This window comes from Gordonia sp. SCSIO 19800, assembly GCF_018132775.1.
GTDB classification, from domain to species: Bacteria; Actinomycetota; Actinomycetes; order Mycobacteriales; family Mycobacteriaceae; genus Gordonia; species Gordonia hongkongensis.
In genome coordinates this window covers 324,096-346,781 of the sequence record NZ_JAGRQM010000001.1, presented here as the reverse complement: position 1 = coordinate 346,781, position 22,686 = coordinate 324,096, and the positions used below count along the sequence as shown (strand labels likewise).

Sequence of the window (22,686 nt, the reverse complement as noted above, 5' to 3'; positions counted from 1 at the left end):
GACATCCGTACCGATGAAGGAGCGCTTCGTGCGAGAAAGCAGCAATCCGGTGATGCGCGGCGTGGTCCGCGACAATCAATCCGGATACGCGGGTTTCGGGGCCGGCATGGCCGGCGCCGGCGCCGCGGCCAACCAGTTCGGTCAGGCCACTGACCCCTACACCCAGCCGGCACCGCCGGCCACTCGTCAGCTCACGATCGACGACGTCGTCACCAAGACCGCGATCACGCTCGGAGTGCTGACGCTGGCCGCCGCTGCCACGTACTTCGCGATCAGCAGCCGCGCCACCGAGGCCGCCCAGGCGGCTCTCGCCACGCCGCTGATGCTGGTCGGCGCCATCGCCGGTCTCGTTCTCGTCCTCGTGGCGAGCTTCGGTCGCAAGCAGGACAACCCGGCCATCGTGCTGGCCTACGCCGCGTTCGAGGGCCTCTTCGTCGGTGCCATCTCGTTCGTGTTCGCGAACTGGGCGGTCGCCGGTGACACCTCGGCCGGTGCGCTGATCGGACAGGCAGTCCTCGGCACCTTCGGTGTGTTCTTCGGCATGCTGTTCGTGTACAAGGTCGGCGCCATCCGCGTGACGCCGCGATTCACCCGCATGCTGTTCGCTGGCATGATCGGTGTCCTGGTCCTGATGCTCGGCAACCTGGTCATCGGTCTGTTCACCGGTGAGGCCGGAGTCCTGCGCGACGGTGGCCCGATCGCCATCATCTTCTCGCTGGTCTGCATCGCCCTCGCCGCGTTCAGCTTCCTGCTGGACTTCGACGCCGCGGATCGCCTGATCCGCGCCGGCGCACCCGACCGGGCCGCCTGGGGCGTGGCACTCGGCCTGACCGTCACCCTGGTCTGGCTGTACGTCGAGATCCTGCGTCTGCTGACCTACTTCAACTCCGACTAGTCAGTCATGTGACAGTGGCCCCGCACCTCGGCAGGTGCGGGGCCACTGTCGCGTCAGGGTCGGTTGGCGACAAAGTGTGCCACCCGGTGCGTTTGCGGGAACAACCCAATCACCGCGGTTCTACCGTGCGGACATGGTGTTCTTTCTGATCCAGCTGGCGCTGATGATCATCGGCGCCGTCGTACACATACTGGTGGACCGATCGACGCGACGACGCACCGTCGGCCGCGCAGCCGAACTCGTGCTGCTCTGGATACTCGTCCCCGGCGGCGCATTCGGCATCCTCGCCGGGGTCGGCCACGTCGGCCCGAACGCCCCCGAGATCGCCGAGGGCATCGGGCCGGACTTCATCCCGTCCATGTTCCAGTGGGAGCTGGGGTGGAACGACATCGCCGTGGGCGTGCTCGGCGTGCTCTGCTACCGGGTGCGCAATCGTGGCGGATGGCTCGACGCCGCCGTGTGGGCACTGGCGATCAGCTACGGGGGAGACCTCGCCGGTCACATCTCGCAGTACTACATCCACGACAACACCGCGACGAACAACGTCTGGGCGATCCCCGCCGAGATCTACATCGTCGGTGCCGTCGTCATCGCCTGGTTCGTGTACCGGCGAACGACCCCCCGCAGCGTCGCGGTCCTGGGACCGAACGCGGCGAGGGATGTCGACGAGACGGAGACGGCCTCGCTCAGCTGAGGCGCTCCAGCACTGATCAGCTGAGGCGCTCGAGGACCATGGCCATGCCCTGACCGCCACCCACGCACATCGACTCGATGCCGAAGGTCTTGTCGCGGGTCTGCAGGTTGTTGAGCAGGGTGGTGGTGATGCGGGCGCCGGTCATCCCGAACGGGTGACCCAGGGCGATGGCGCCGCCGGACACGTTGAGCTTGTCGTGGTCGATGCCGAGATCACGGGCCGAACCGAGGACCTGCACGGCGAAGGCCTCGTTGATCTCGACGAGGTCGATGTCCGACAGCGACATCCCCGAGACCCGCAGCACCTTTCGGATCGCCTCGATCGGACCGAGCCCCATGATCTCCGGCGACAGGCCGGTGGCCGCGGTGGCGACAACGCGCGCCAGCGGGGTGAGGCCCAGTTCCTTCGCCTTGGTGTCGCTCATGATGACCAGCGCCGCGGCGCCGTCGTTGAGCGGGCATGCGTTACCCGCGGTGATCGTGCCGTCCGGGCGGAAGACCGGCTTGAGCTGCGAGATCTTCTCGTAGGTCGTGCCCGCGCGGGGGCCGTCGTCGGCGGTGACGAGCGTGCCGTCGGGCAGGGTGACCGGGTCGATCTCCCGCTCGAAGAAACCGGACTTGATGGCTTCCTCGGCGCGGTTCTGGCTCAGGACGCCCCACTTGTCCTGGTCCTCGCGCGAGATGCCGGTGAACGAGGCGACGTTCTCGGCGGTCTGGCCCATCGCGATGTACACGTCCGGGATGACCCCGTCCTTGCGCGGATCGTGCCAGATGCCCGCGTCACCGGCGGCCGCCTTCTCCGTGCGGGCCATCGCGTCGTCGAACAGCGGGTTCTTTGAATTCGGTGCGCCGTCGGCGCCGCCGGAGATGCCGAAGCTCGACACGCTCTCGACGCCACCGGAGATGAGGACGTCGGCCTCGCCGGCCTTGATGGCATGCAGCGCCATCCGGGTGGTCTGCAACGACGACGAGCAGTAGCGGTTCACCGTGACGCCCGGGATGTGGTCATGACCCAGCTCGACCGCGATGACCCGGGCGATGTTGTAACCGCCCTGTCCGCCGGGCTGGCCGATGCCCCAGTGGATGTCCTCGATCAGCGCCGGGTCGAGCTCCGGCACCTTGGCGAGCGCGGCTTCGACCATCTGACGGGACAGTTCGTCGGGTCGGATGTCTTTGAGGGATCCCTTGGCGGCGCGGCCGATCGGGGAACGGGCGTGGGCGACGATGACGGCTTCAGGCATACCTCGAAACTACCGCACCAAGCATCTGCTTGGTCGCGAGGCCGGTCAGCCCGGGTCGTGGCTGGTCACCGACGTGTCAGGCGTCTCCTGAGACGTGTGACGAACCGTGTTTCTTCGACGGCCTCGGACACCTTCGGCGGTTCGGGCAGCGGCGTCGGACCCCACTCGCCGATCGAGGCGAGCACCTCGGGCACCAGGATGTCGGCGGCGAGCTCATACCCCGCGGCCGACGGGTGGAATCGATCGGGCGACAGCATGTGCTCGGGGCGCGCGAGGAACTCCTCGGTCAGCAGGTCGGCCAATGGGACCGGCCGCCCCCCGGCGGCCCGGACCGCCGATCGCTGCGCCGCCGCCAGCGTGAGTCCCCAGCGTCGCAACACCATTCGCAGGGGCTGGGGGATCGCGGTCACCACGCCGAAATCCGGGCAGGTGCCGACGACGACCTTCGCGCCTTCGTCGACGAGTGCGTGGACGGCATCTCCGAGCCGGCGCGCCGACGGGAGCGGACTGTTGCGGGCGGTGACGTCGTTGGCGCCGACGAGGATGACGGCCACGTCGGGTCGCTCGTGATGGACGAACATCGCCTCGATCTGGGCCGCGAGCCCCTTCGACGTCGCGCCGACGATGGCCTTGTTGGCGTAGCGGACCACCCGATCGGTCTCCGCGGCCACGCGGCGGGCGATCTGGACTCCTGGCGTCTCGTCCGCGGTCTCGGCACCCAGTCCGGCCGCGGTCGAGTCCCCGAACACCACGAGATACAGGTCGTACACGGTGTCCCGGGTGAAACGTGCGCTGGTGCCGTCGGGGCGGTACACGCCGTCGCCGTCCGGGGCGTTGTCGGTACGGTGCGGGATCACCACGCGGGCCTCGGCGGCCTGACTGTTCAACAGGTTGTAGGCGGCCCAGCCGGCGCCGGCCGCGCCCGCGGTCGCAACCGCTGTCGCGCCGACGTCGCGCACGATCCTGGCGGGGACGATTCCTCGACGACTCGAACCGGACACGAGTGCCAGTTTAGGCGTTCAGCGGGATCTGCTGACTGGGGCAGCGGCCGGGTGTCGCTGTTCGCGGTGGCTCTGGGACCATGGACACATGCGCATCGCCAATCACGTCGTCGACCTGGTGGGCAACACCCCGCTGGTCAAGCTGAACTCGGTGACCTCACCCGGATCGGGCCTGGTCGCCGCCAAGGTCGAGTACCTCAATCCCGGTGGCAGCAGCAAGGACCGCATCGCCGTGCGGATGATCGACGCGGCGGAGGCCTCGGGTGAGCTGAAGCCGGGCGGGACCATCGTGGAACCGACGTCGGGAAACACCGGCGTCGGCCTGGCGCTCGTCGCCCAGCAGCGCGGCTACAAGTGCGTGTTCGTGTGCCCGGACAAGGTCGGTGAGGACAAGCGCAACGTCCTGCGCGCCTACGGTGCCGAGGTCGTCGTCTGCCCGACCGCGGTGGAGCCGTCCCACCCGGACAGCTACTACAGCGTCTCCGACCGCCTGGTCACCGAGATCGACGGTGCGTGGAAGCCCAACCAGTACGCGAACCCGGCCGGTCCGCAGAGTCACTACGAGACCACCGGTCCCGAGATCTGGGCCGACACCGACGGCAAGGTGACGCACTTCGTGGCCGGCGTCGGCACCGGCGGCACCATCACCGGCACCGGCCGGTACCTCAAGGAGGTGTCCGGCGGCTCGGTGAAGATCGTCGGCGTCGACCCTGAGGGGTCGGTGTACTCCGGCGGGACCGGGCGCCCCTACCTCGTCGAGGGTGTCGGGGAGGACTTCTGGCCGTCGGCCTACGACCCGGACATCCCCGACGAGATCATCGCGGTCTCCGACGCCGACTCGTTCGACATGACCCGGCGTCTCGCCCGCGAGGAAGGGCTGCTCGTCGGCGGCTCGTGCGGGATGGCGGTGGTCGCGGCCCTGCAGGTCGCCGAACGCGAGGGACCCGACGCCGTCGTCGTCGTACTGCTGCCCGACGGTGGCCGCGGCTACATGGCCAAGATCTTCAACGACCAGTGGATGAGCAGCTACGGCTTCCTGCGGACGCCGCTGGACGCCACCACCAAGGAATCCCTCGTCGGAGATGTGTTGCGCGGCAAGACCGGCGCCCTGCCCGACCTCGTGCACACCCACCCGCAGGAGACCCTGCGCGACGCGATCGAGATCCTGCGCGAGTACGGCGTCTCGCAGATGCCGGTCGTCGGCGCCGAGCCACCGGTGATGGCCGGCGAGGTCGCGGGTGCGGTCACCGAGCGCGACCTGCTCAGCGCGGTCTTCGAAGGTCGTGCCAGCCTCGCCGACCCGGTGTCGGCGCACATGGGAGAGCCGTTCCCGCTCATCGGTTCCGGCGAACCGGTGTCGGCGGCCACCAAGGCGCTCGGCGACTGCGACGCGCTGATGGTCGTCGAGGACGGCAAGCCCATCGGCGTGATCACGCGCCACGACCTGCTCGCCTTCGTGTCGAGCCACCCGATCGTCGGATAGGAGCATCACCGTGAGTGAACGACGCAGTGCCGCGGATTCGGTTCGCTGGCAAGGCTTCTCGACCCGCGCCATCCACGCCGGCTACGATCCGGATCCGCAGACCGGGGCGGTGAACGTCCCGATCTACGCCAGTTCGACCTTCGCCCAGGACGGCGTCGGCGGACTGCGCGACGGCTTCGAGTACGCGCGCACCGGCAACCCGACCCGACGCGCCCTCGAAGCCAATCTCGCTGCGCTCGAGAGCGGCACCTACGGACGGGCTTTCGCTTCCGGTATGGCCGCCACCGACTGCGTTCTGCGTTCGACGCTGCGGCCGGGCGATCATCTGGTGATCCCCAACGACGCCTACGGCGGCACCTTCCGGCTCATCGACAAGGTGTTCAGCCAGTGGGGCATCACCTACTCGGTGGCCCCGGTGTCCGACGTCGCCGCGGTGCGCGACGCCATCCGGCCGGAGACCAAGCTGGTCTGGACCGAGACGCCGACCAACCCGCTGCTCAACGTCGGCGACATCGAGACCCTCGCCGCCGTCGCGCACGAGGCCGGCGCGAAGCTCGTGGTCGACAACACCTTCGCCTCGCCGTACCTGCAGCAGCCGCTCGTCCTGGGCGCCGACGTGGTGCTCCACTCCACGACCAAATACCTGGGCGGGCACTCGGATGTCGTCGGCGGCGCACTGGTCACCGACAGCGAGGAGCTCGACGAGGCGTTCGCGTTCCTGCAGAACGGCGCCGGGGCGGTCCCCGGACCGTTCGACGGGTTCCTCACCCTGCGCGGCATCAAGACCCTCGGCGTCCGGATGGACCGGCACTGCGACAACGCGGAGAAGGTCGTCGACTATCTGAGCGGCCACGACAAGATCGACGCCGTCCTGTACCCGGGCTTGGAGAACCATCCGGGCCACGAGGTCGCGGGCAAACAGATGAAGCGCTACGGCGGCATGGTGTCGGTGCTGGTCAAGGGCGGGCTCGACGCCGCCAAGGAGTTCTGCGCCCGCACCGAGGTGTTCACGCTCGCCGAATCGCTCGGCGGCATCGAGTCGCTGATCGAACACCCCGGTGCGATGACGCACGCCTCGACGGCCGGATCGCTCCTCGAGGTCCCCGCCAACCTCGTCCGGCTCTCGGTCGGTATCGAGGACATCGACGACCTCCTCGGGGACCTGGAGAACGCGCTGCGCTGAGGAGTCGGGTGGGCGTCAGACCCGCGCCTCGAGGAGCAGGTTCGACGCAGTGGTCGCCGCGACACGCGCCGAGGTCAGACCGGCCGCCCGGAAGGTGTCGAGCAGTCGAGTGGGGCCGGCCTGGGCGCCCAGCGAGGTCGTGCCGTCGGCGATGCTGTGCGGTACGCAGAGGTATGAGCTACCCGAATAGAACAGCAGTGCAACGGGATTGGTCAGATTCTCGGCCAGTGTGTCGTGCGCCAGCGGTTCGACGGCGATCACCTGACCGCCGGGACGCAGTGACGACCGTGCGTGTGCGAGCGCACCCACCGGATCGCCGAAGTCGTGCAGGGCGTCGAAGATCATGATCGCGTCGTGGTCGCCGGCGTACGACTGGGCCGTGGCCACCTCGAAGCGGACCCGGTCGTCGACCCCGGCCGCATGGGCGGCTGCGGTGGCGCGCCGGACGGACTCCTCGTGGCTGTCTACGCCGACGAACGTGGAGTTCGGGAAGGCCTCGGCGAGCAGGATCGTGGGGACCCCGTACCCGCACCCGACGTCGAGAACGCGGATGCCGTCGGTGAGGCGCTGTCCGAGGCCGTCGATCGCCGGAACCCACTCGCTGAGCAACGACGCGCGGTAGATCGTGCCGTAGAACCGTTCGACGCCGGAGAACAGCCGGGAATCGTGGGCGTGCCAGGGCACGCCGTCGCCGGTCGCGTACGCATGCGCGAGCTGGTCGACCGAGGACCACACCGCGGCAGCGACCTCGAAGCCGGCCACGATCGCCGCCGGACTGTTGTCCTCGGCGAGCACCATCGCGTGCTCGGCGGGGAACACGAACACCTCTGGGCCATTCGCGGCGTCATCGCCGGCGTCGTGGAGCAGGACGTATCCGGCCGCGGCCTGCACGCACAACCATTCGTGCACATACCGTTCGGCGAGTCCCGAGCGTTCGGCGAGCTCGGCGCTCGTCGCCGAACCGAGTTGCGCCAGAGCCCGCCACAGTCCCAGGCGGTCGCCGAGGTAGGTGCTGATCGAGTGATAGGCATGGGTGAGATCGGCGCTCACCTGGCCGGCGAAGGCCTCGACCCGAGCGAAGTCGGTCGCGGTGCCGGAACCGGCGGCGTGTGTGGTGGTCATGGGATGAACCTCTCGTGTGCGATGTCGTAACCACGCCGGGCGGCGTGTGCACCGAGCGTGCGCCGGCGTCCTGTCGCGGCGCTGTCATGACCGGACCGTGACCCGCTGGGCGGTGAGCCGATGGTGACAGCCCCGTGACAGCGGGCTCGGAGACCGTCGACGCATGAGAACAACACAGATCAGCGACCTGGGCACCGTGATGTCCATCTGGGCTCACCCCGATGACGAGACCTACCTCGCCGGCGGCGTGATGGCCGCCGTCCGCGACGCGGGTGGGCGCGTGGTGTGCGTGACCGCGACCCGCGGCGAAGCGGCCGACGAGAATGCCACCGCCGCAGAGCGTTCGGAGCTCGCCCTGGTCCGGACCGGCGAGCTTGAGAAGGCTTTTATCGAGCTCGGCATCCAGGAGCACCACTGGTTGGACCTACCCGACGGTTCACTGGCGGCGATCGACGAGAGCGGCCCGGTCGGACGCATCACCGCCCTCCTCGACGACGTGTCACCCGACACCGTCCTGACCTTCGGTCCCGACGGCGTGACCGGGCACCCCGACCACCGCACCGTCAACCGGTGGGTCCGCCTCGCCGTCGACCGTTCGTCGACCTGCCCGCGAATCCTTCACCCGGTGGGCACCGGGCGGGGGATCGAGTTCGACCTCGCCCGTGAGTTCGACATGTGGGCGCTGGGCGGGCCGCGCCAGTGTCCGAAGGAGATGGTCGCGTTGCGAATCGATCTCGACGGGGCCGAACTGGACCGTAAGGTGCGAGCCCTGCTGGCTCAGCGCTCGCAGACCGCGGACCTGGCCGCGGCGATCGGCCTCGAGCGATATCGAACATGGGTGTCGGTGGAGACCTACGCTCATCCTGCATAGGCCGTCGGAGAACAGAGAGCGACGATCGGGATGGTGGTGCGCGAAACCGAAGACGGGCACGTGTCGCCCGCGGTCGAGGTCGGCCTGCTGGGTGCACTGAGGTTGCGGGTCGACGGTGCCGAGGTCGCGGTCCCCGGGGAACGACGACGCGCCCTGCTCGCGCTGTTGACCGTCGCCGGCCGGCACGGCATGGGTATCGGGCGGCTCGTCGACGCGCTGTGGGGCGACGATCTGCCGCGGGAACCGATTGCCGCACTGCACAATCTGGTGTCCCGGCTGCGACGCCATCTCGGCCGACACGCCGATCTGTTGGAACGACGCCCCGACGGCTACCGGCTCCGGGTGTCCGTCGTCGATGTGACGATCGTGCGCGACCTGCTCGCATCCGCCGCCGACACGCCCGATCCCGCCGAGCGTCTCCGTCTGACCGTCCGGGCCCGCGAACTCTGGCGCGGCGAGCCGCTCGGCGAGTTCGCCGGCATCCCGGACCTGGACACCGAACGCGTTGCGTTGGAGGACCTCCACAATCGGCTCGCCGACACCCACGTCGAAGCGCTGGTGGAGTGCCGCGACCCGAGCGCGACCGCGACAGCGAGGGCCGGTGTCGCGTCCGCGCCGCTCCGCGAGAGTTCGGCACGACTGCTCATCCGCGCACTCGCCGCCGACGGGCGTGTCGGCGACGCGATGGCGGTCGCGATGGAGTTCCGCGACCGGTTGCGCGAGCGGACGGGTCTCGATCCGAGCCCGGCCCTCGCGTCGCTCGAGCAGCGGGTGGCGGCGGGCTCCGAATACGGGCAGGCCGAGACGAATCCGGGGCCCGGCGTGACGTCGCGGCGTCGACCTGCTGCGCCGGCCGGGCCTCTGGTGGGGAGGGAGCGAGAACGCGCCGAGATCATCCGGCTGTTGTCGGCGCATCGGGTCGTGACCCTGACCGGTACGGGCGGCGTCGGCAAGACCAGTCTCGCGCTCGACGTCGCCGCCGACCCCGCGGTGTTCCCCGGGTACGGCGTTGCCGTCGTCAACCTCGCCGCGGTCGCGCGAGCCGACCGCGTCCTCCCGTCGGTGGTGTCCACCCTGGGTCTCGAGGTCGGGGTGGGTGCTTCCGTGGACGCGATCGCGCGCGCCGTCGACGGGTCGCTCCTGCTCGTCCTCGACAACTGCGAACATGTGTTGTCGTCCTGCCGCGAATTGGTCGCGGCGATCGTCGAACTGGCTCCTGCAGTGCGGATCCTGGCCACCTCCCGAGTCGTGCTCTCACTCTCCGCCGAGTACGTCCTGCGTCTGCAGCCCCTGACCTTTCCCACCCGCGTCGACGACGTCGACGCGGTCGTTCGGCAGCCTGCAGTGCGCGCGTTCGTCGAGCACGCGCTGCGACGCAATCCGACCTTCGCGGTGTCGAGTCGTGAGCTCACGGACCTCGTCGACGTCGTGCGCCGTGTCGACGGGCTCCCGCTCGGCATCGAGCTGGCGGCGCGTCAGGCCGCCGTGATGCCGATGTCGGCCGTGGCCCGAATGCTCGATGGTGCACTCGATCTCGCGACGGGAACCGGAGCCGACGACCAGCGGCGGCTGACGCTCCGCAGCAGCATCGACATGTCATTCCGACGGCTGAGCGTGGTCGATCAAGCCGTACTCGCCGCCCTCGCACCGTTTCCCGGCGGTGTGTCGCTGCGCACGTTCGAATCCGTCGCACTGAGCGTCGAAGCGGAGGTCGTCGGCGCAGCGGGCATCGGCACGCGAGGTGACGGCGGGCTCGACCCGGTGGAGACCCTGCACCGTCTGATCGACAGCTCGTTGCTCGTCGCCGACGCGTCGGGCGGCAGATACCGTCTCGTGCATCTCATCCGCACCCATCTGCTTGATCACCTCGACCGTGCGGGCGTGCTCGCCGCGGCCGAGGACCGGTTCCTCGACGAATGTGTCGCAACGGTGCGGGACATCGGCGACGAGTGGCTCGGCGTCGCGGAGTTCGAGGCGAATGAGCGTCTCCATGCCGAGATGGACAACCTGCGGTCGGCGCGGGACCTGGCACTGGCGCGCGGACGCGTCGACGTACTCGTGGCGATCACGACATCGCTGTCGCTGATCAGCACATGGCGCAACCTCAACGAATTGTGGACGTGGGCCGTCGAATCGGCGCGTTCGGCGTGGCTCGATGGTCATCCCGATCGCGCCGAGATGCTGTCCGCGGCGGCCGAGGCCGCGCGGCTCGTCGGCGAGTTCGACCTCGCCGTCGACTTCGCGACCTCCGCCCTACGTCCCGATGCCTCCGGGGCACCACCGGATCCGGATGCGCCCGCGTTGGTCGGCGCGCGGGCGGCCAGGGCGGCGGTCGCGCACTTCCGTGGCGACTTCGCGGTGGCGGTACGGGAATGGACCCGCTGCGGCACACACCCGTCCCTGGGGTCGGCGTTCCTCGCGTCTGCGGCGCTCGCCGCGTCGTACTCCGGTGACTCGAGCGGGGCTGCCCGGCTGTTGGCCGAGGCCCGGTCGACGCTGGACCCGTCGGCGGGGCCGTCGCAGCACGCCTTCCTCGACTACGTCCACGGCGAGCTGCTGTCCGCGCACGACCCGTCCAGCGCGCTCGCCCTCTACGAACGCGCCCACGAACGGGCCGCCGGCGTCGGGGCGACGTTCATCGTCGGGGTCGCTCGTGTCGGCGCGGCGGCGTGTCTCGTCCGCGTCGGCGATGTAGCGCGTGCCGCGGAGGCCTACGTCGTCCTGCTCGGGGCATGGCGCGACAGCGGTCAGCCGACGCAGCTGTGGACCACGGCGCGCGACGCCGCCGCACTGCTGCGCGTCCGGGGCCGGATCGACGTGGCCGACCTGCTCGTCGAGTGTGCCGATCTCGACCCCGCCGCGGCCTTCGACACACGCAGAGGTGCCGCGGACCGTGCTTTCGGGGACCTGGTGCACGCCGACAACACGGTCCACGCCGACACCGAAGTCGTGCTCGACCGGGCGATGCGCGAACTCCGAGAGATCAGGGAGTCGACGTCATCGGACGACCGCGGGAGCTCGGCGGCGCGATGACGTCTCCTCGGGTGGCTCCTGCAGGGCGGAGATGGCCGATACTGGTCGCATGCTGCTGACTGCCGACGACGTCGACCGCGCGACCGACGAGCTTGCGTCCGTGATCCGGCGGACCCCGACGATCGCGTCGCGGGTGGTGTCCGAGCGGAGCGGTGCGCAGGTGTGGCTCAAGTGCGAGAACCTGCAACGCACCGGATCTTTCAAGCCACGCGGCGCGTACCTGCGTATCTCGCGGTTGTCGGCGGGGGAACGTGCCCGTGGGGTCGTCGCGGCCAGTGCGGGCAATCATGCGCAGGGAGTCGCCTGGGCGGCATCGGAACTGGGGATCGCCTCACGGGTCTACATGCCGGTCGGAGCCGCGCTGCCGAAGATCGCCGCGACGAAAGCCTATGGCGCAGAGGTGGTGCTCGCCGGATCGACCGTCGACGAGGCGCTCGTCGAGGCGCAGCGTCATGCCGGTACGACGGGCGCGGCTCTGATCCACCCGTTCGATCATCTCGACATCGTTGCCGGACAGTCGACGGTCGGCGTCGAGATCCTGGAGCAGATCCCGGACGTGTCAACGATTCTCGTGCCACTCGGCGGCGGTGGGCTGCTCGCCGGCGTCGCCGCGGCGGCGCGTCTGCGACGACCGGAGGTCGAGGTGATCGGCGTGCAGGCGGCGCAGGCCGCGGCCTGGCCGACATCACTCGCCGAGGAGCGACCGACGCCGGTCGCGGCGATGAACACCATGGCCGACGGCATCGCCGTCGCGACACCCGGGAAGGTCCCGTTCGCGCACGTCTCCGAGTTCGTCGACCGGATCGTCACGGTCAGCGAGGAAGAGTTGAGCACCGCGCTGCTGCTCATGCTGGAGCGGGCGAAGCTGGTGGTCGAGCCTGCCGGGGCCGCGGCGGTGGCGGCGGCGGTGAGCGGTCGGCTCGCGCTGTCCGGGACCGTGTGCGTCGTGTTGTCCGGCGGCAACATCGACCCGCTGCTGCTGCGCCATGTGACGACCCACGGCCTGACCGCCGCCGGACGATTCCTGACCGTGACCGCGACCGTCTCCGACCGGCCCGGTGGACTGGTCGCACTGCTGGAACTGCTCCGCGACCTCGGCGCGAGTGTGCTCGACGTCGTCCATTCCCGCGTCGCCGACGATTTGTATCTCGGCGAGGTGCAGGTGACCGTCAGTGTCGAGACCCGCGGACACGACCACCAGCACGACGTCCGGCGGGCCCTCGCCGACGCGGGGTTCCTGCGGGACTGAGGGCGAACGTCGGCGCTAACCTGTCTGGGTGGCTGCCGACGGACCCGCCCTGATCGGTGTGCTGGGCCCGATCGCGGTCGGCGCGTGCCCGGTGGGCGCCGAGAGCCCCGATCGGCTCGTCGCGGTGCCGGGGCTGCGGGCCCGACGCCTGCTCGTGTCGCTCGCCCTCGCCGACGGGCGCGTGATCTCGGCGGACCGCCTCATCGACCACGTCTGGGCTGACGATCCGCCGCGTTCGCCGCACAGTGCGTTGCACACCCAGGTGTCCCGGCTGCGCAAGCTCCTGCCCGAGGGGGTTCTGGAGGGCACCGAGAACGGTTATCGACTGCGCAACAGCCGCACCGACCTCGACGTGGTCGACACGCTGCTCGCCGAAGGCGGCCGGGATGCCCACGACCGGGCCCGGCAGTGGTGGCGCGGCGTGCCCGGAGACGATCTCGGGGACGGGTCCCCGGTGACGGTGACACTGTCCGCACGCATTCGACGTACCCAGGACGCGCTCGACGGTGCGCAGCTGACGGCCTCGCTCGCCGAGGGTGACTTCGCGACCGCGCGATCCATCGCCGAACAACGCTGCGCGCGAGACCCGTTCGACGAGCCGGCACACACCGCCCTGATGCGGGCGCTCGCCGGGGAAGGCCGCGCCGCCGACGCGCTCGTGGTGTTCGACCGGCTCCGACGGCGGTTGTCGACCGAGCTGGGGACGGACCCGGGTACCGAGATGGCGCGGGTCCACGCCGAGATCCTCACCGCGACATCACCACCTGAGATCAGCGCGCCACGGCCGGTGCGTGCCGTCGGATTGCGCTCGCCCACCACCGAACTCATCGGACGCGGTGCCGACCTCGACGCCGTGGCGAGCATGCTCGACACCGGGCGCGTGGTGACCGTGCTCGGTCCCGGCGGCGTCGGCAAGACGCGGATCGCGACCGAGATCGGCCATCGGCTGCATGCGGCGGGCGCCCCGGTCTACTTCGTGTCGCTCGCCTCGGTGCGGTCCGGCGAGGACGTGATCCCGGCGATCGCCGCGACGCTCGGGGTCGGCGAATCCGATCTCTCCGCAACCGGCCGTCCCCGCATGACCCCCGGAGACCTGACCGCACGTCTCGAGGACGCGCTGCGCGAGCGGGCGTCGGTGGTGATCCTCGACAACTGCGAGCAGATCATCGGCGCGTGCGCCCGGATCGTCGCCGAACTCACCGCGGCCGTGCCCGGCGTCCGCGTCCTGTCCACCAGCCGAACGCCGCTGGCCATCGTCGGCGAGCAGGTGCATCAGCTACCCGTACTTGCGGCGGTGGACGTGAATTCATCTGCGGTGCAATTGTTCCGGACCCGCGCTCGGGCTGTGCGTCCCGACGCGGAGCTGCCCGCGGGGCGCGTCGTCGAGCTGTGCCGCCACCTCGACGGACTGCCGCTGGCCATCGAGCTGGCGGCGGCCCGGATCCGGACGATGACGGTCGAGGAGATCGCCGACCGCCTGGGGGAGAAGTTCGCGCTCCTGCGGTCCGCCGACCGCACGACGCCGGATCGCCATCGCACCCTCTACGCGGTGATCGAGTGGAGCTGGGAACTGCTCGACGACGCCGGCCGGGCAGCGCTGGTGCAGCTGTGCCGCTTTCCCGGTGGGTTCAGCCGATCGGCTGCCCGGGCGGTGACCGGGGCCTCCGGGACGGTTCTCGACGACACCCTCGAGAGTCTGACCAACCAGTCGCTGCTGTCGGTCGTGGAGACCGACGGTTCGGTCCGTTTCCGCATGCTGGAGATGGTTCGTGAGTTCGGCGAGACCCGGATGGCCGCCGACCTGGCGGCCCGGGTCGAGTCGCAAATGCGTGGCTGGGCCATCGAATTCGTTTCCCGTATGCGCGACCTGGCCGAGAACGGCGACCACCCCGCCGGTGCCGGCGGTTTGGCCCGGGAGGCCGACAACCTGACCTGGATTCTCCGGTCGGCCTGCGAGTCCGCGGTCGTGGCGCCCACCGACGACATCGTCGCGGTACTCACGACGCTGTACCCGGCACTGGCGTATCACTGGACGGTTCGTGGTCTGCACGGGGAGACGCGCGCGTGGGGCGCGCGGGTCCTGATGGCGTTACCGCGCCCACCCGCGGCACCCGACGACGCCCTGCGCGAGAACTGGCAGGTGACCGCCATCGTCGGTGCGGTGCACGGCATGATGACGGGCGAACTCCGAGTGCAGGCCACCGCCCGGTTCCTCTTGCGCTCGCTCCATCGTGCCCACCTCACATTCCACCGGGCGAGCGAGTTCCTGTCGGCCGTGGCGCTGGCCTCGACGTCGACGGGCGCGTACCGGATCATCTGCGAGGCGGCCGAGACCGCGGTCGACGACGAGGTCCGGGCACTGGCCCTGACGCTACGGTCACATCTCCGAGAGAATCGCGGGCTGGTCGGTCCGGCACTCCGGGACTCGACGGCTTCCGGCCGATGGCTCGCGGGCAGCCGCTACGCCTCGTGGTTCCAGGGCATGCGGCAGTCGAGCACGGGCGGTCTGTACGGACAGCAGGGCAGGTATTCCGAAGCCGCGGCGACCTATCGAGCCGGAATCGACTTGCTGGCACCACTGGGCGCCGTCGAAGACGTCCGCCAGATCAGGACCATGCTGGTCCTCACCTTGCTCGCCGGCGACTTCCCGGACGACGCGCGTCGCGAACTCCACGTGATCACCGACGACTGGGACCTCGAGGCCGAGGACCCACAGGGCAATCCGGAGGTGATCGGGCCCGCTCTGCTGGGTGTTGCCGAACTCGCCTTCGCAGACGGCGCGTCGAATCCGGAGGTGGCCGCGGGTTTTCTGCGCGCCGCACGGGTCATGCTGCGGGAACACCCCTTCGGCGTCGCCGACCCCGCGGTGCTCATGGTGGTGTCCGCCGCCGTCGCGGGCCTCGTCCGCAGCGGAGATGTCGACGCCGCGTGGGAGCTGGTTCCGGAAATGGTGAAGGGACTCGACGACATGACGTTCGGTCCGGGGTGGCAGGACCTGCCGCAGGCGGGCACGGTGGCATCGGCCTTCACCGTGCTGTGGAACGCCGGCCGCCCCACGGATTCCGTCGGCCGACGCCTCGTCGAGTTGGCGGTGAGTCTGCCCGGACGACGAGACTGCCCGTCGCTGGACTGGGCATGGCACTGGACACAGGAGCAGGCCGGAAAGGACGGGGTGGCGCGACACCCTGCGGTGCCGCGCCACGTGGCCGTCGAGGAGCTGCAGCGACTACTGCACGATCAGGCGTTTCGCATATAGGCCCGCACGGCGAGTGGTGCGAACACCGCGGTGATCACCGCGGCGCCGATCAGGGCCCACACGACGTGGATTCCGGCGTGACCGGAGTTCGTCAGTTCGCGGACCGCCGTGACCAGATGGCTGACCGGGTTGACGTTCACGAAGCCCTGCAGCCAACCGGGCATGCTGTCGACCGGGACGAAGGCATTCGACATGAAGGTCAGGGGGAACATGATCATCATCGAGATGCCCTGCACGGCTGATGCTTTGCTCATGAGGCAGCCCATGAGTGCGAAGATCCACGAGACCGCGAAGCTGCACACGATGATGAGTGCGGCCGAGGCGATGACACCGAGAACATCGGGGCGCCAGCCCATCAGCACGCCCATCACGACGGTCAGTACGGTGGCGATGGAGTAGCGGATGACGTCGGCGAGCAGGGCGCCGGCGAGTGGGCTGATCCGGGCGATCGGTAGCGAACGGAACCGGTCGAAGACGCCCTTGTCCATGTCCTCCCGCAACTGGGTGCCGGTGACGATGGAGGTCATGATCACGGTCTGCACGAGGATGCCCGGAATGATCACCGGGAGATAGGCTTCCACGTTGCCGCTGATCGCGCCGCCGAAGATGTAGGTGAACATCAGCGTGAAGATGATCGGCTGGAAGGTGACGTCGAAGAGCTGTTCGGGGTTGTGCCGGATCTTGAGCACACCGCGGTAGGCCATGCTGAAGGACTGCCGGAACGACTCGGCAAGGCTGATGGAGGTCTTGACCTGCGCGCGTGCGGCGCGGGTTGTGATCGAGGTCGACGGGGGATTGTCGAGGGTCGTGGTCATGAACGGGCCTCCTGGGTGGTGTCGGAAGAATCTGTGTCGGATGGCCGGTGCCCGGGTGCGCCGGTGTCGGCGTCGGATTCCGCGGGCCTACCGGTGATGGTGAGGAACACCTCGTCGAGGCTCGGCTTCTGCACGGTGATCTCTTCGACGCCGATCCCGTTCTCGCGCAGTGCGATCAGGACGTCGGGCACAAGCTCGGCCGAACTCAGCGGCACGGTCGTCCGCGCGGCCTCCGGACTCAACGTGGCCTTCTGCCCGAGGATCGACTCGGCGATCTCGCACACGCGGGGTGCGTCGGCACGGTCGGCCGCGACGAGCTGGAGTGTGCTGGCGCCGATCGAGTGCTTGAGTTCGTCAGCCGTGCCATCGGCGATGACGCGGCCGTGATCGATGACGGCGATCCGGTCGGCCAGCTGATCGGCCTCGTCGAGGTACTGGGTGGTGAGCAGGACTGTCGATCCGCCGGCGACGAGCCGGCGGATCGTGTCCCACATCTGGGCGCGGGTTCGCGGGTCGAGGCCGGTCGTCGGTTCGTCGAGGAACAGCAGCGGCGGGGTGTCGATCAGGCTGGCCGCGAGGTCGAGGCGCCGTCGCATACCGCCGGAGAAGTTCTTCAGCGGTCGAGCCGCGGCGTCGGTGAGGGCGAATGCTTCCAGCAACTCGTCTGCGCGCGAGCGGGCCGCGGTCCGTGAGAAGCCGAGCAGGCGGGCGAAGAGCACCAGGTTCTGGGTGGCGGTGAGGTCCTCGTCGACGGAGGCGTATTGACCGGTGACGCCGACGAGCGAGCGCACGGCGACCGCGTCGTCGACGACGTCGTAGCCGAACACGCGCGCCTCTCCGGCGTCCGGCCGCAGCAGGGTCGCCAGCATGCTGACGGTGGTCGTCTTTCCCGCACCGTTGGGGCCGAGGACGCCGTACACCGATCCGGTCGGCACGGCGAGGTCGACGCCGTTGACCGCGCGGGTCGAACCGAAGTGTTTGACGAGGCCGCGAGCGTCGATCGCGAGGTCGGTGCGGAGGGACCGGGCCGACCCGACGTCGGGCCGGGGAGTGGTTGTCGTTGTCATGCCGACAACTGTGGCGCCGTCGCCTGTCGTCGGGCTTGCGTCGGCTTACGTGGTGCTGTCGCGCGGGGCGAAGTGTTCCGCGGAACGCTCCGGAGGGACGTCGCCGCCGACGGGAGACCGGCGTGGATTCGACGCGGCGGACACGAGGAGTTCTGTGGATGGGCTTTCTGCTGTGGATTCCCGCCCGGCTGCGATAGCGGGACAGATTACGTTGCCCGCCATGGGACGACGTACACACTCCGCTGAGGCGGCCTGGACACCGCGGATTGCTCACCGCGTCCGTCACGAGCTCATGGATGACGTTCACGAGCAACGACGGAAGGCCTACCGGCGGCTGGACGAACTCGAGGCCGAAGCGAGTCTGCTGGCCGAAGATCTCAACGATGCGGACGATGGCTCGCTGCATCTCGATCCGGACGAGTACACCGACAGGGAGGCCGCACTCGAGGAGGCGGACCGACTCCTCGGCCTCATCAACTGGTGGTCTTCGTCGCTCGCGGTGACGGTGTTGAATCTCGCCGACGCGCCGGTGCACTGGGTCACTGCCCCGGCAGTAGAGCTGATCACAGGCGTGCGGAACGAGGAAGCCACCGCCGGGGGTGGCGGTGTGGACACCCGCGTCCTACCAACATTGGGTAGCGCCGGTCTCGCCTTGTTCGAGAGGTCCGCCGGACGCCATCGACCATCGAAGAGATGTCCGGGTCTCGACAATCGCGACGTCGGGATCGACGGCTTGTGCTGGTGGCGAGCAACACTCGGTGGGGAGAACTCGCCGCCGCCCGTCGTGGACATGATCACGCTGCACGTGCTGACCCGCGACCGGAAGCTCTGCCGCTCCGCAGTGGTCGACGGGCGACGCCCGGCGGTCGTCGACGTGGATGCGTTCACCGTGGCGGTCGAGCCTGCGTGGACGGGGAGCGCACAAGCGTCTCCATCGGTTCGCGTGCTGATGCGTCTCGCCGATGACCTGGTCCGGGGCACGCTGACTGCCTCGCCTGTGCCGACGACGGGTCGAACTTCGGCGGCCGTCGCGGTGGTGGCCTGACAACCGGCCGGCGGCTCACTTCGCAGGTTCGAGGTTCGCGAAGTGCTTGAGGGTGTCGGCCTCGATGGTTTTGTAGACCGTCGACGACGCGGGACCGGAGAACGCGGTGACCACACGGGACGAGGTGGGCAACTCGAGCGCGAAGGTCCAGCTGAGTCGGCAGCCCACGTCGGCGGGCAGGATCTCGGTCGCCTCACCAAAGCGTCGGATGCCGGGTACGTTCGCCCTCAGGACCCGGAAACCGTTGCGGTAGTGACCGTTCGCCGGGTCCTCGGTCCAGTCGAAGAAGTCCTCGTCGAGGGTCACGTAGCCGGGACCGAGGACCGCGCGGCGTTGCGTTCCCACACCGTACGGCGGCGGTGAGACGAACTCGATCTTCTTGATCGCGCGGCACCAGTCCAGCGTGTGCTGACGGGTGAACTCGGCCCACGCGCGTTCCGGCGTGACCGGCAGGCGCACGTCGATGACGTGCCGCACCGGCGCATCGTCGAAGAAGTCGAGATCGAAGGACTCCAGCTCATGGGAACGTGCCATGGGTCACATTGAAGCACGGTCTTCCGGGTCGAGCCTCGGGCGAGCGTGGTCGAAACAGGGTCGGCCTCCTGTTCAGGTCTACCGGTGCACTTCAACTCGACTCCTGGACTTCGATCGAAGTCCAGGAGTCGAGTCGAGGTTCGCCGGTCGTGGGGTGCACGACCCTCGCAAAATGGATCCGCCAGCGGCCCTGGTGCGTCCTAGTGTCATGACCTCTTTCCCCACCGACAGGTACGGGCTGATTCGCCGCACGGCAACGCTGCGACTCGGCATCAACGACGACGCTGTGACAGCCGCCGTACGGCGCGGCGAACTGATTCGTCTTGCCCCGGGGGTCTGCGCACTGGCGGCCGACGAGGCGTCCGCCGAGGACCCGGGTGACCGTCTGTACCGACTCAGATCGATCGCGGTCGCGACGTCTGTTCGAGACTGTGACGCGTCGATCCTGAGTCACGACTCGGCGGCAGCCGTTCACCAGCTGCCGCTGCTGCACCCGGAACGCGAGGTCGTGCATCTGACGAAGAAGTCGAAGGTGGGCGGGTTCGGGCACGGGTTACGGATCGTCCATGCCGGGCCGGTGGCGCCCGACGAGGTGGTCGACATCGGCGGAATCAGGGTCACGTCTCGTGAGCGAACCGCTGTAGATGTTGCGATGTCCGGTGACTTCGCCCAAGCGCTGGTCGTGTTCGATCGCGCGCTGGCGTCCGGCGCCGACATCGCCACGGTGACCCGTATCCTCGCGTCGCGGAACCGTTGGCGCGGTGCGGGGACCGCGCGTCGTGCCCTTGCGCATGCGGACGGTGCGTCGGAGAGTGTCGGGGAGTCGTGGAGCCGGGCGCAGATGATCGAGGCCGGGTTGCCGACTCCGCGACTGCAGCACACGTTTGAGACGGGCGCCGGAGACGCGCGGACCGACTTCGACTGGGACGGAACACTTGTCGGTGAGTTCGACGGACTACAGAAGTACGGCCGACTGTTGCGCCAGGTTGAGAGCCCGCGCGATGCACTCATCCGGGAGAAGCGTCGGGAGGATGCGCTGCGCGCACAGGGGATCATGGTGATCCGGTGGACGTGGGGAACGCTCCAACGCGGCGAGCTCGCCGATATGCTCCGGCCGTGGTTGGACAAGCTGACCGCGGCTTGACCGATGAACCCCAACTCGACTCCTGGACTTCGATCGAAGTCCAGGAGTCGAGTCGAGGTTCGCCGGTCGCGCGACCGGCGGTAGTTCACGGGCACCCTGAAAACACGAAACCCGGGACGGTCATGCCGTCCCGGGTTGTGTTCGTCGTCCGATCAGCCGTGGTAGGGCTCCGCGCTGACCAGGGTCACCTTGATGGTGGCACCGCTGGGCACGGAGTACTCGCGGGTCTCGCCGACCTTGGCGTCGATGAGGGCGGCACCGAGCGGGGAGCTCGGGGAGTAGGTCTCCAGGCCGCCCTGGCCGCTCTCCTCGCGGGTGGCGATGAGGAACGTCTCGGTGTCCTTCTCGTCACCGTCGTAGTAGACGGTCACGACGGAACCGGGCAGTGCGACGCCGGACTGGGTCGGCGCCTCGCCGACCTTCGCGTTGTTCAGCAGTTCCTGCAGCTGGCGGATACGCGCTTCCTGCTGGCCCTGCTCCTCGCGAGCGGCGTGGTAGCCACCGTTCTCCTTGAGGTCGCCTTCTTCGCGACGCTCGTTGATCTCGGCGGCGATGACCGGACGGTTGGCGATCAACGAATCGAGCTCGCTCTTGAGGCGGTCATGCGACTCTTGGGTCAGCCAGGTCACCTGGGTGTCGGTCATCGGTCACTCCTTTGTGTTGTCCGCGCCCCGGGCGACCGTTTACACCAGGGGCATATGGACTGCTGAAAATGCAGCAACACGACCCCTCGCGGAGCCGTGTATCCGTTCAGGGTACCAGGTGGTGAGACCTATGGCACATCGGTACTGCCGCGCGACAGCGCGCCGAGAGCGTCCTGATACGTCGGTTCCATCCGTTTCAGCCATCCCACAACGAAATACGTCACAGGCATGAGGATGACCTCAACAAGTGTTTTCCAGACGAATCCGACGATCGTGTAATTGACGAAATCTCCCCAGGTCGAGATACCCAGGGCGGTGGCGGCGATCGAACAGAAGACGATGGTGTCGGCCAACTGGCCGACAATCGTCGAACCCAGCAGGCGCGCCCAGAGACGATTTTCCCCGGCGCGTTCCTTCATTTTGACCAGGACGAAGGAATTGAGGAATTCGCCCACGACATAACCGGCCAATCCGGCTAGCAGGAATTGTGGGACGACTCCGGCAACCGTCTCGAAAGCCGCCTGGCCTTCATAGAATTCAGCGGCCGGGAGGTGAATGGTCAACCAGAAACACAACGACGCGAGAATCAGGACCGCGAACCCGGCGAGGATCGTCCGGCGCATGGCACGGAACCCGTAGACCTCGCTGATCACGTCGCCCAGCACGTACGCGAGCGGGAACAGGAAGAAGGCGCCGTCGGTCACCAGGCCGTCCATCTGGATCGGCCCGAGATCGACCTGCAGCCATTCGTCGAACAGGACGACGCCCTTGGTGCCGGTGACGTTGCTGATGAGCATGACGCCGACGAAGACGGCGACCAGAAGGGGGAAGTAGCGGCTGCCGATGGAGGCGAAGGCGGCGCGCGGCGACGGCAACTCACTGCCGGTGGACGCGGCGGTCACGAGGCCGACGGCTTCAGGTAGGCCGGCACGTCAAGGGTGCACCCGAAGACCTCGCCGATGACCGGTGGTTTCGACGTCGTGACCTCGGTGCGGACGCCGATCCGTTCTGCGGAGTCCGCGGGGATCAGGATCTCGCGACGCCCGGTCTCGCCGCCGTCGCGGGAGCGGCCGCGCACCACACAGGCAGCCGCCCGGCTCGGATCGGAACGCTCGACGGTGAACTGCACCGCGACGGTCGAGCCGTCGATGATCTCGTAGCCGGTGGCCTCACCGGTCACGTCCGCCGACGAGAACTTGCTGTAGCCGATGACGGCGAGGGTCACGCCGGCCGCGACGACCAGGATCGACAGGGCGATGAACCAGCGACGACGCCCAGAGGCGGTCTCCGAACGCTCCGGATAGGTGGCGCGCGGACCGCTGTGCGGTCGCAAGGTGTCGGGTGTCGCGCGCGGCGCGTCACCGGCGTCTGCGGCGCCCCCGTCCGAACTGTTCACGCGTCAATACCTAC

At 68.8% G+C, this 22,686-nt stretch carries 19 protein-coding genes; 10 read left to right on the top strand and 9 right to left on the bottom strand.

The annotated features are described in order from the left end of the window. Positions 1-28: 28 nt before the first annotated feature. Both KB201_RS01550 and KB201_RS01545 read left to right on the top strand, forming a co-directional pair. A complete protein-coding gene (locus KB201_RS01550; protein ID WP_055474978.1) occupies positions 29-895 on the top strand; it encodes a Bax inhibitor-1/YccA family protein in 867 nt (288 codons plus the stop codon). A 133-nt stretch (positions 896-1,028) separates the two neighbouring features. Next, positions 1,029-1,589 (top strand): DUF6790 family protein, encoded by a 561-nt coding sequence (locus KB201_RS01545; RefSeq protein WP_211538190.1) that lies wholly within the window; start codon positions 1,029-1,031, stop codon positions 1,587-1,589. 16 nt (positions 1,590-1,605) lie between these two features. Here KB201_RS01545 and KB201_RS01540 read toward each other — a convergent pair whose 3' ends face one another. Beyond that, entirely contained in the window at positions 1,606-2,829 is a 1,224-nt protein-coding gene (locus KB201_RS01540; protein WP_211538189.1) for an acetyl-CoA C-acetyltransferase, read from the bottom strand. Positions 2,830-2,894: 65 nt separating this feature from the next. After that, positions 2,895-3,830 (bottom strand): SGNH/GDSL hydrolase family protein, encoded by a 936-nt coding sequence (locus tag KB201_RS01535; RefSeq protein WP_374193861.1) that lies wholly within the window; start codon positions 3,828-3,830, stop codon positions 2,895-2,897. 88 nt (positions 3,831-3,918) lie between these two features. Between KB201_RS01535 and KB201_RS01530 the strand changes: the two genes are divergently transcribed. Both KB201_RS01530 and KB201_RS01525 read left to right on the top strand, forming a co-directional pair. Continuing rightward, positions 3,919-5,313, top strand: coding sequence for a cystathionine beta-synthase (locus KB201_RS01530; protein ID WP_078112090.1), 1,395 nt, complete (start codon positions 3,919-3,921; stop codon positions 5,311-5,313). Positions 5,314-5,323: 10 nt separating this feature from the next. Further along, on the top strand, positions 5,324-6,496 hold the full coding sequence (locus KB201_RS01525; RefSeq protein WP_058250752.1) for a cystathionine gamma-synthase: 1,173 nt from the start codon (positions 5,324-5,326) through the stop codon (positions 6,494-6,496). 15 nt (positions 6,497-6,511) lie between these two features. Here the strand turns inward: KB201_RS01525 and KB201_RS01520 are convergent, their stop codons facing one another. After that, complete coding sequence (locus KB201_RS01520; RefSeq protein WP_058250751.1) at positions 6,512-7,618, bottom strand: class I SAM-dependent methyltransferase; 1,107 nt, start codon at positions 7,616-7,618, stop codon at positions 6,512-6,514. A 163-nt stretch (positions 7,619-7,781) separates the two neighbouring features. Here KB201_RS01520 and KB201_RS01515 point away from each other — a divergent pair, with 163 nt between their 5' ends. From KB201_RS01515 to KB201_RS01500, 4 genes are read left to right on the top strand one after another with little or no spacing between them, the layout of a single operon-like run. Then, entirely contained in the window at positions 7,782-8,489 is a 708-nt protein-coding gene (locus tag KB201_RS01515) for a PIG-L deacetylase family protein (protein WP_058250750.1), read from the top strand. A gap of 30 nt (positions 8,490-8,519) precedes the next feature. After that, positions 8,520-11,522, top strand: a complete 3,003-nt coding sequence (locus tag KB201_RS01510) for a BTAD domain-containing putative transcriptional regulator (protein WP_058250749.1) — start codon at positions 8,520-8,522, stop codon at positions 11,520-11,522. 49 nt (positions 11,523-11,571) lie between these two features. Then, positions 11,572-12,771, top strand: a complete 1,200-nt coding sequence (ilvA, locus tag KB201_RS01505) for a threonine ammonia-lyase (RefSeq protein WP_058250748.1) — start codon at positions 11,572-11,574, stop codon at positions 12,769-12,771. A 28-nt stretch (positions 12,772-12,799) separates the two neighbouring features. Next, positions 12,800-16,027, top strand: coding sequence for a BTAD domain-containing putative transcriptional regulator (locus KB201_RS01500; RefSeq protein WP_078112088.1), 3,228 nt, complete (start codon positions 12,800-12,802; stop codon positions 16,025-16,027). Here KB201_RS01500 and KB201_RS01495 read toward each other — a convergent pair. Both KB201_RS01495 and KB201_RS01490 read right to left on the bottom strand, forming a co-directional pair. Further along, the gene (locus tag KB201_RS01495) at positions 16,009-16,842 is read right to left on the bottom strand and encodes an ABC transporter permease (RefSeq protein WP_058250746.1); all 834 of its coding nucleotides are present in this window, start codon (positions 16,840-16,842) and stop codon (positions 16,009-16,011) included. The two genes, KB201_RS01500 and KB201_RS01495, sit on opposite strands and share 19 nt — an antisense overlap. Next, on the bottom strand, positions 16,839-17,909 hold the full coding sequence (locus KB201_RS01490; protein ID WP_058250745.1) for an ATP-binding cassette domain-containing protein: 1,071 nt from the start codon (positions 17,907-17,909) through the stop codon (positions 16,839-16,841). The genes KB201_RS01495 and KB201_RS01490 overlap by 4 nt, the downstream gene beginning before the upstream one ends. 292 nt (positions 17,910-18,201) lie before the next feature. Here KB201_RS01490 and KB201_RS01485 point away from each other — a divergent pair, with 292 nt between their 5' ends. Beyond that, a complete protein-coding gene (locus KB201_RS01485; protein WP_058250744.1) occupies positions 18,202-18,954 on the top strand; it encodes a hypothetical protein in 753 nt (250 codons plus the stop codon). Between the two features lie 15 nt (positions 18,955-18,969). Here KB201_RS01485 and KB201_RS01480 read toward each other — a convergent pair whose 3' ends face one another. Then, on the bottom strand, positions 18,970-19,488 hold the full coding sequence (locus tag KB201_RS01480) for an SRPBCC family protein (protein WP_058250743.1): 519 nt from the start codon (positions 19,486-19,488) through the stop codon (positions 18,970-18,972). A 208-nt stretch (positions 19,489-19,696) separates the two neighbouring features. Between KB201_RS01480 and KB201_RS01475 the strand changes: the two genes are divergently transcribed. Beyond that, the gene (locus KB201_RS01475; RefSeq protein WP_078112087.1) at positions 19,697-20,632 is read left to right on the top strand and encodes a hypothetical protein; all 936 of its coding nucleotides are present in this window, start codon (positions 19,697-19,699) and stop codon (positions 20,630-20,632) included. Positions 20,633-20,784: 152 nt separating this feature from the next. Here KB201_RS01475 and greA read toward each other — a convergent pair whose 3' ends face one another. The 3 genes from greA to KB201_RS01460 all read right to left on the bottom strand — a co-directional run bounded on the left by greA (position 20,785) and on the right by KB201_RS01460 (position 22,672). Beyond that, positions 20,785-21,276 carry a transcription elongation factor GreA gene (greA, locus tag KB201_RS01470; RefSeq protein ID WP_004020945.1) on the bottom strand — a complete coding sequence of 164 codons (492 nt, stop codon included), beginning with the start codon at positions 21,274-21,276 and terminating at the stop codon, positions 20,785-20,787. A gap of 128 nt (positions 21,277-21,404) precedes the next feature. After that, the gene (locus KB201_RS01465) at positions 21,405-22,178 is read right to left on the bottom strand and encodes a queuosine precursor transporter (RefSeq protein WP_058250740.1); all 774 of its coding nucleotides are present in this window, start codon (positions 22,176-22,178) and stop codon (positions 21,405-21,407) included. Further along, positions 22,175-22,672, bottom strand: a complete 498-nt coding sequence (locus KB201_RS01460; RefSeq protein WP_055474887.1) for a DUF4307 domain-containing protein — start codon at positions 22,670-22,672, stop codon at positions 22,175-22,177. Before KB201_RS01460 ends, KB201_RS01465 begins: the two co-directional genes overlap by 4 nt. Positions 22,673-22,686 lie beyond the last annotated feature (14 nt).

Excerpts from the sequence above, each read along its gene's own strand:
- KB201_RS01545 (WP_211538190.1), top strand. The coding sequence starts at position 1,029 with ATGGTGTTCTTTCTGATCCAGCTGGCGCTGATGATCATCGGCGCCGTC.
- KB201_RS01540 (WP_211538189.1), bottom strand. The coding sequence starts at position 2,829 with ATGCCTGAAGCCGTCATCGTCGCCCACGCCCGTTCCCCGATCGGCCGC.
- KB201_RS01530 (WP_078112090.1), top strand. The coding sequence starts at position 3,919 with ATGCGCATCGCCAATCACGTCGTCGACCTGGTGGGCAACACCCCGCTG.
- KB201_RS01520 (WP_058250751.1), bottom strand. The coding sequence starts at position 7,618 with ATGACCACCACACACGCCGCCGGTTCCGGCACCGCGACCGACTTCGCT.
- KB201_RS01515 (WP_058250750.1), top strand. The coding sequence starts at position 7,782 with ATGAGAACAACACAGATCAGCGACCTGGGCACCGTGATGTCCATCTGG.
- KB201_RS01510 (WP_058250749.1), top strand. The coding sequence starts at position 8,520 with ATGGTGGTGCGCGAAACCGAAGACGGGCACGTGTCGCCCGCGGTCGAG.
- ilvA (WP_058250748.1), top strand. The coding sequence starts at position 11,572 with ATGCTGCTGACTGCCGACGACGTCGACCGCGCGACCGACGAGCTTGCG.
- KB201_RS01495 (WP_058250746.1), bottom strand. The coding sequence starts at position 16,842 with ATGACCACGACCCTCGACAATCCCCCGTCGACCTCGATCACAACCCGC.
- KB201_RS01490 (WP_058250745.1), bottom strand. The coding sequence starts at position 17,909 with ATGACAACGACAACCACTCCCCGGCCCGACGTCGGGTCGGCCCGGTCC.
- KB201_RS01485 (WP_058250744.1), top strand. The coding sequence starts at position 18,202 with ATGGATGACGTTCACGAGCAACGACGGAAGGCCTACCGGCGGCTGGAC.
- KB201_RS01480 (WP_058250743.1), bottom strand. The coding sequence starts at position 19,488 with ATGGCACGTTCCCATGAGCTGGAGTCCTTCGATCTCGACTTCTTCGAC.
- KB201_RS01475 (WP_078112087.1), top strand. The coding sequence starts at position 19,697 with ATGACCTCTTTCCCCACCGACAGGTACGGGCTGATTCGCCGCACGGCA.
- greA (WP_004020945.1), bottom strand. The coding sequence starts at position 21,276 with ATGACCGACACCCAGGTGACCTGGCTGACCCAAGAGTCGCATGACCGC.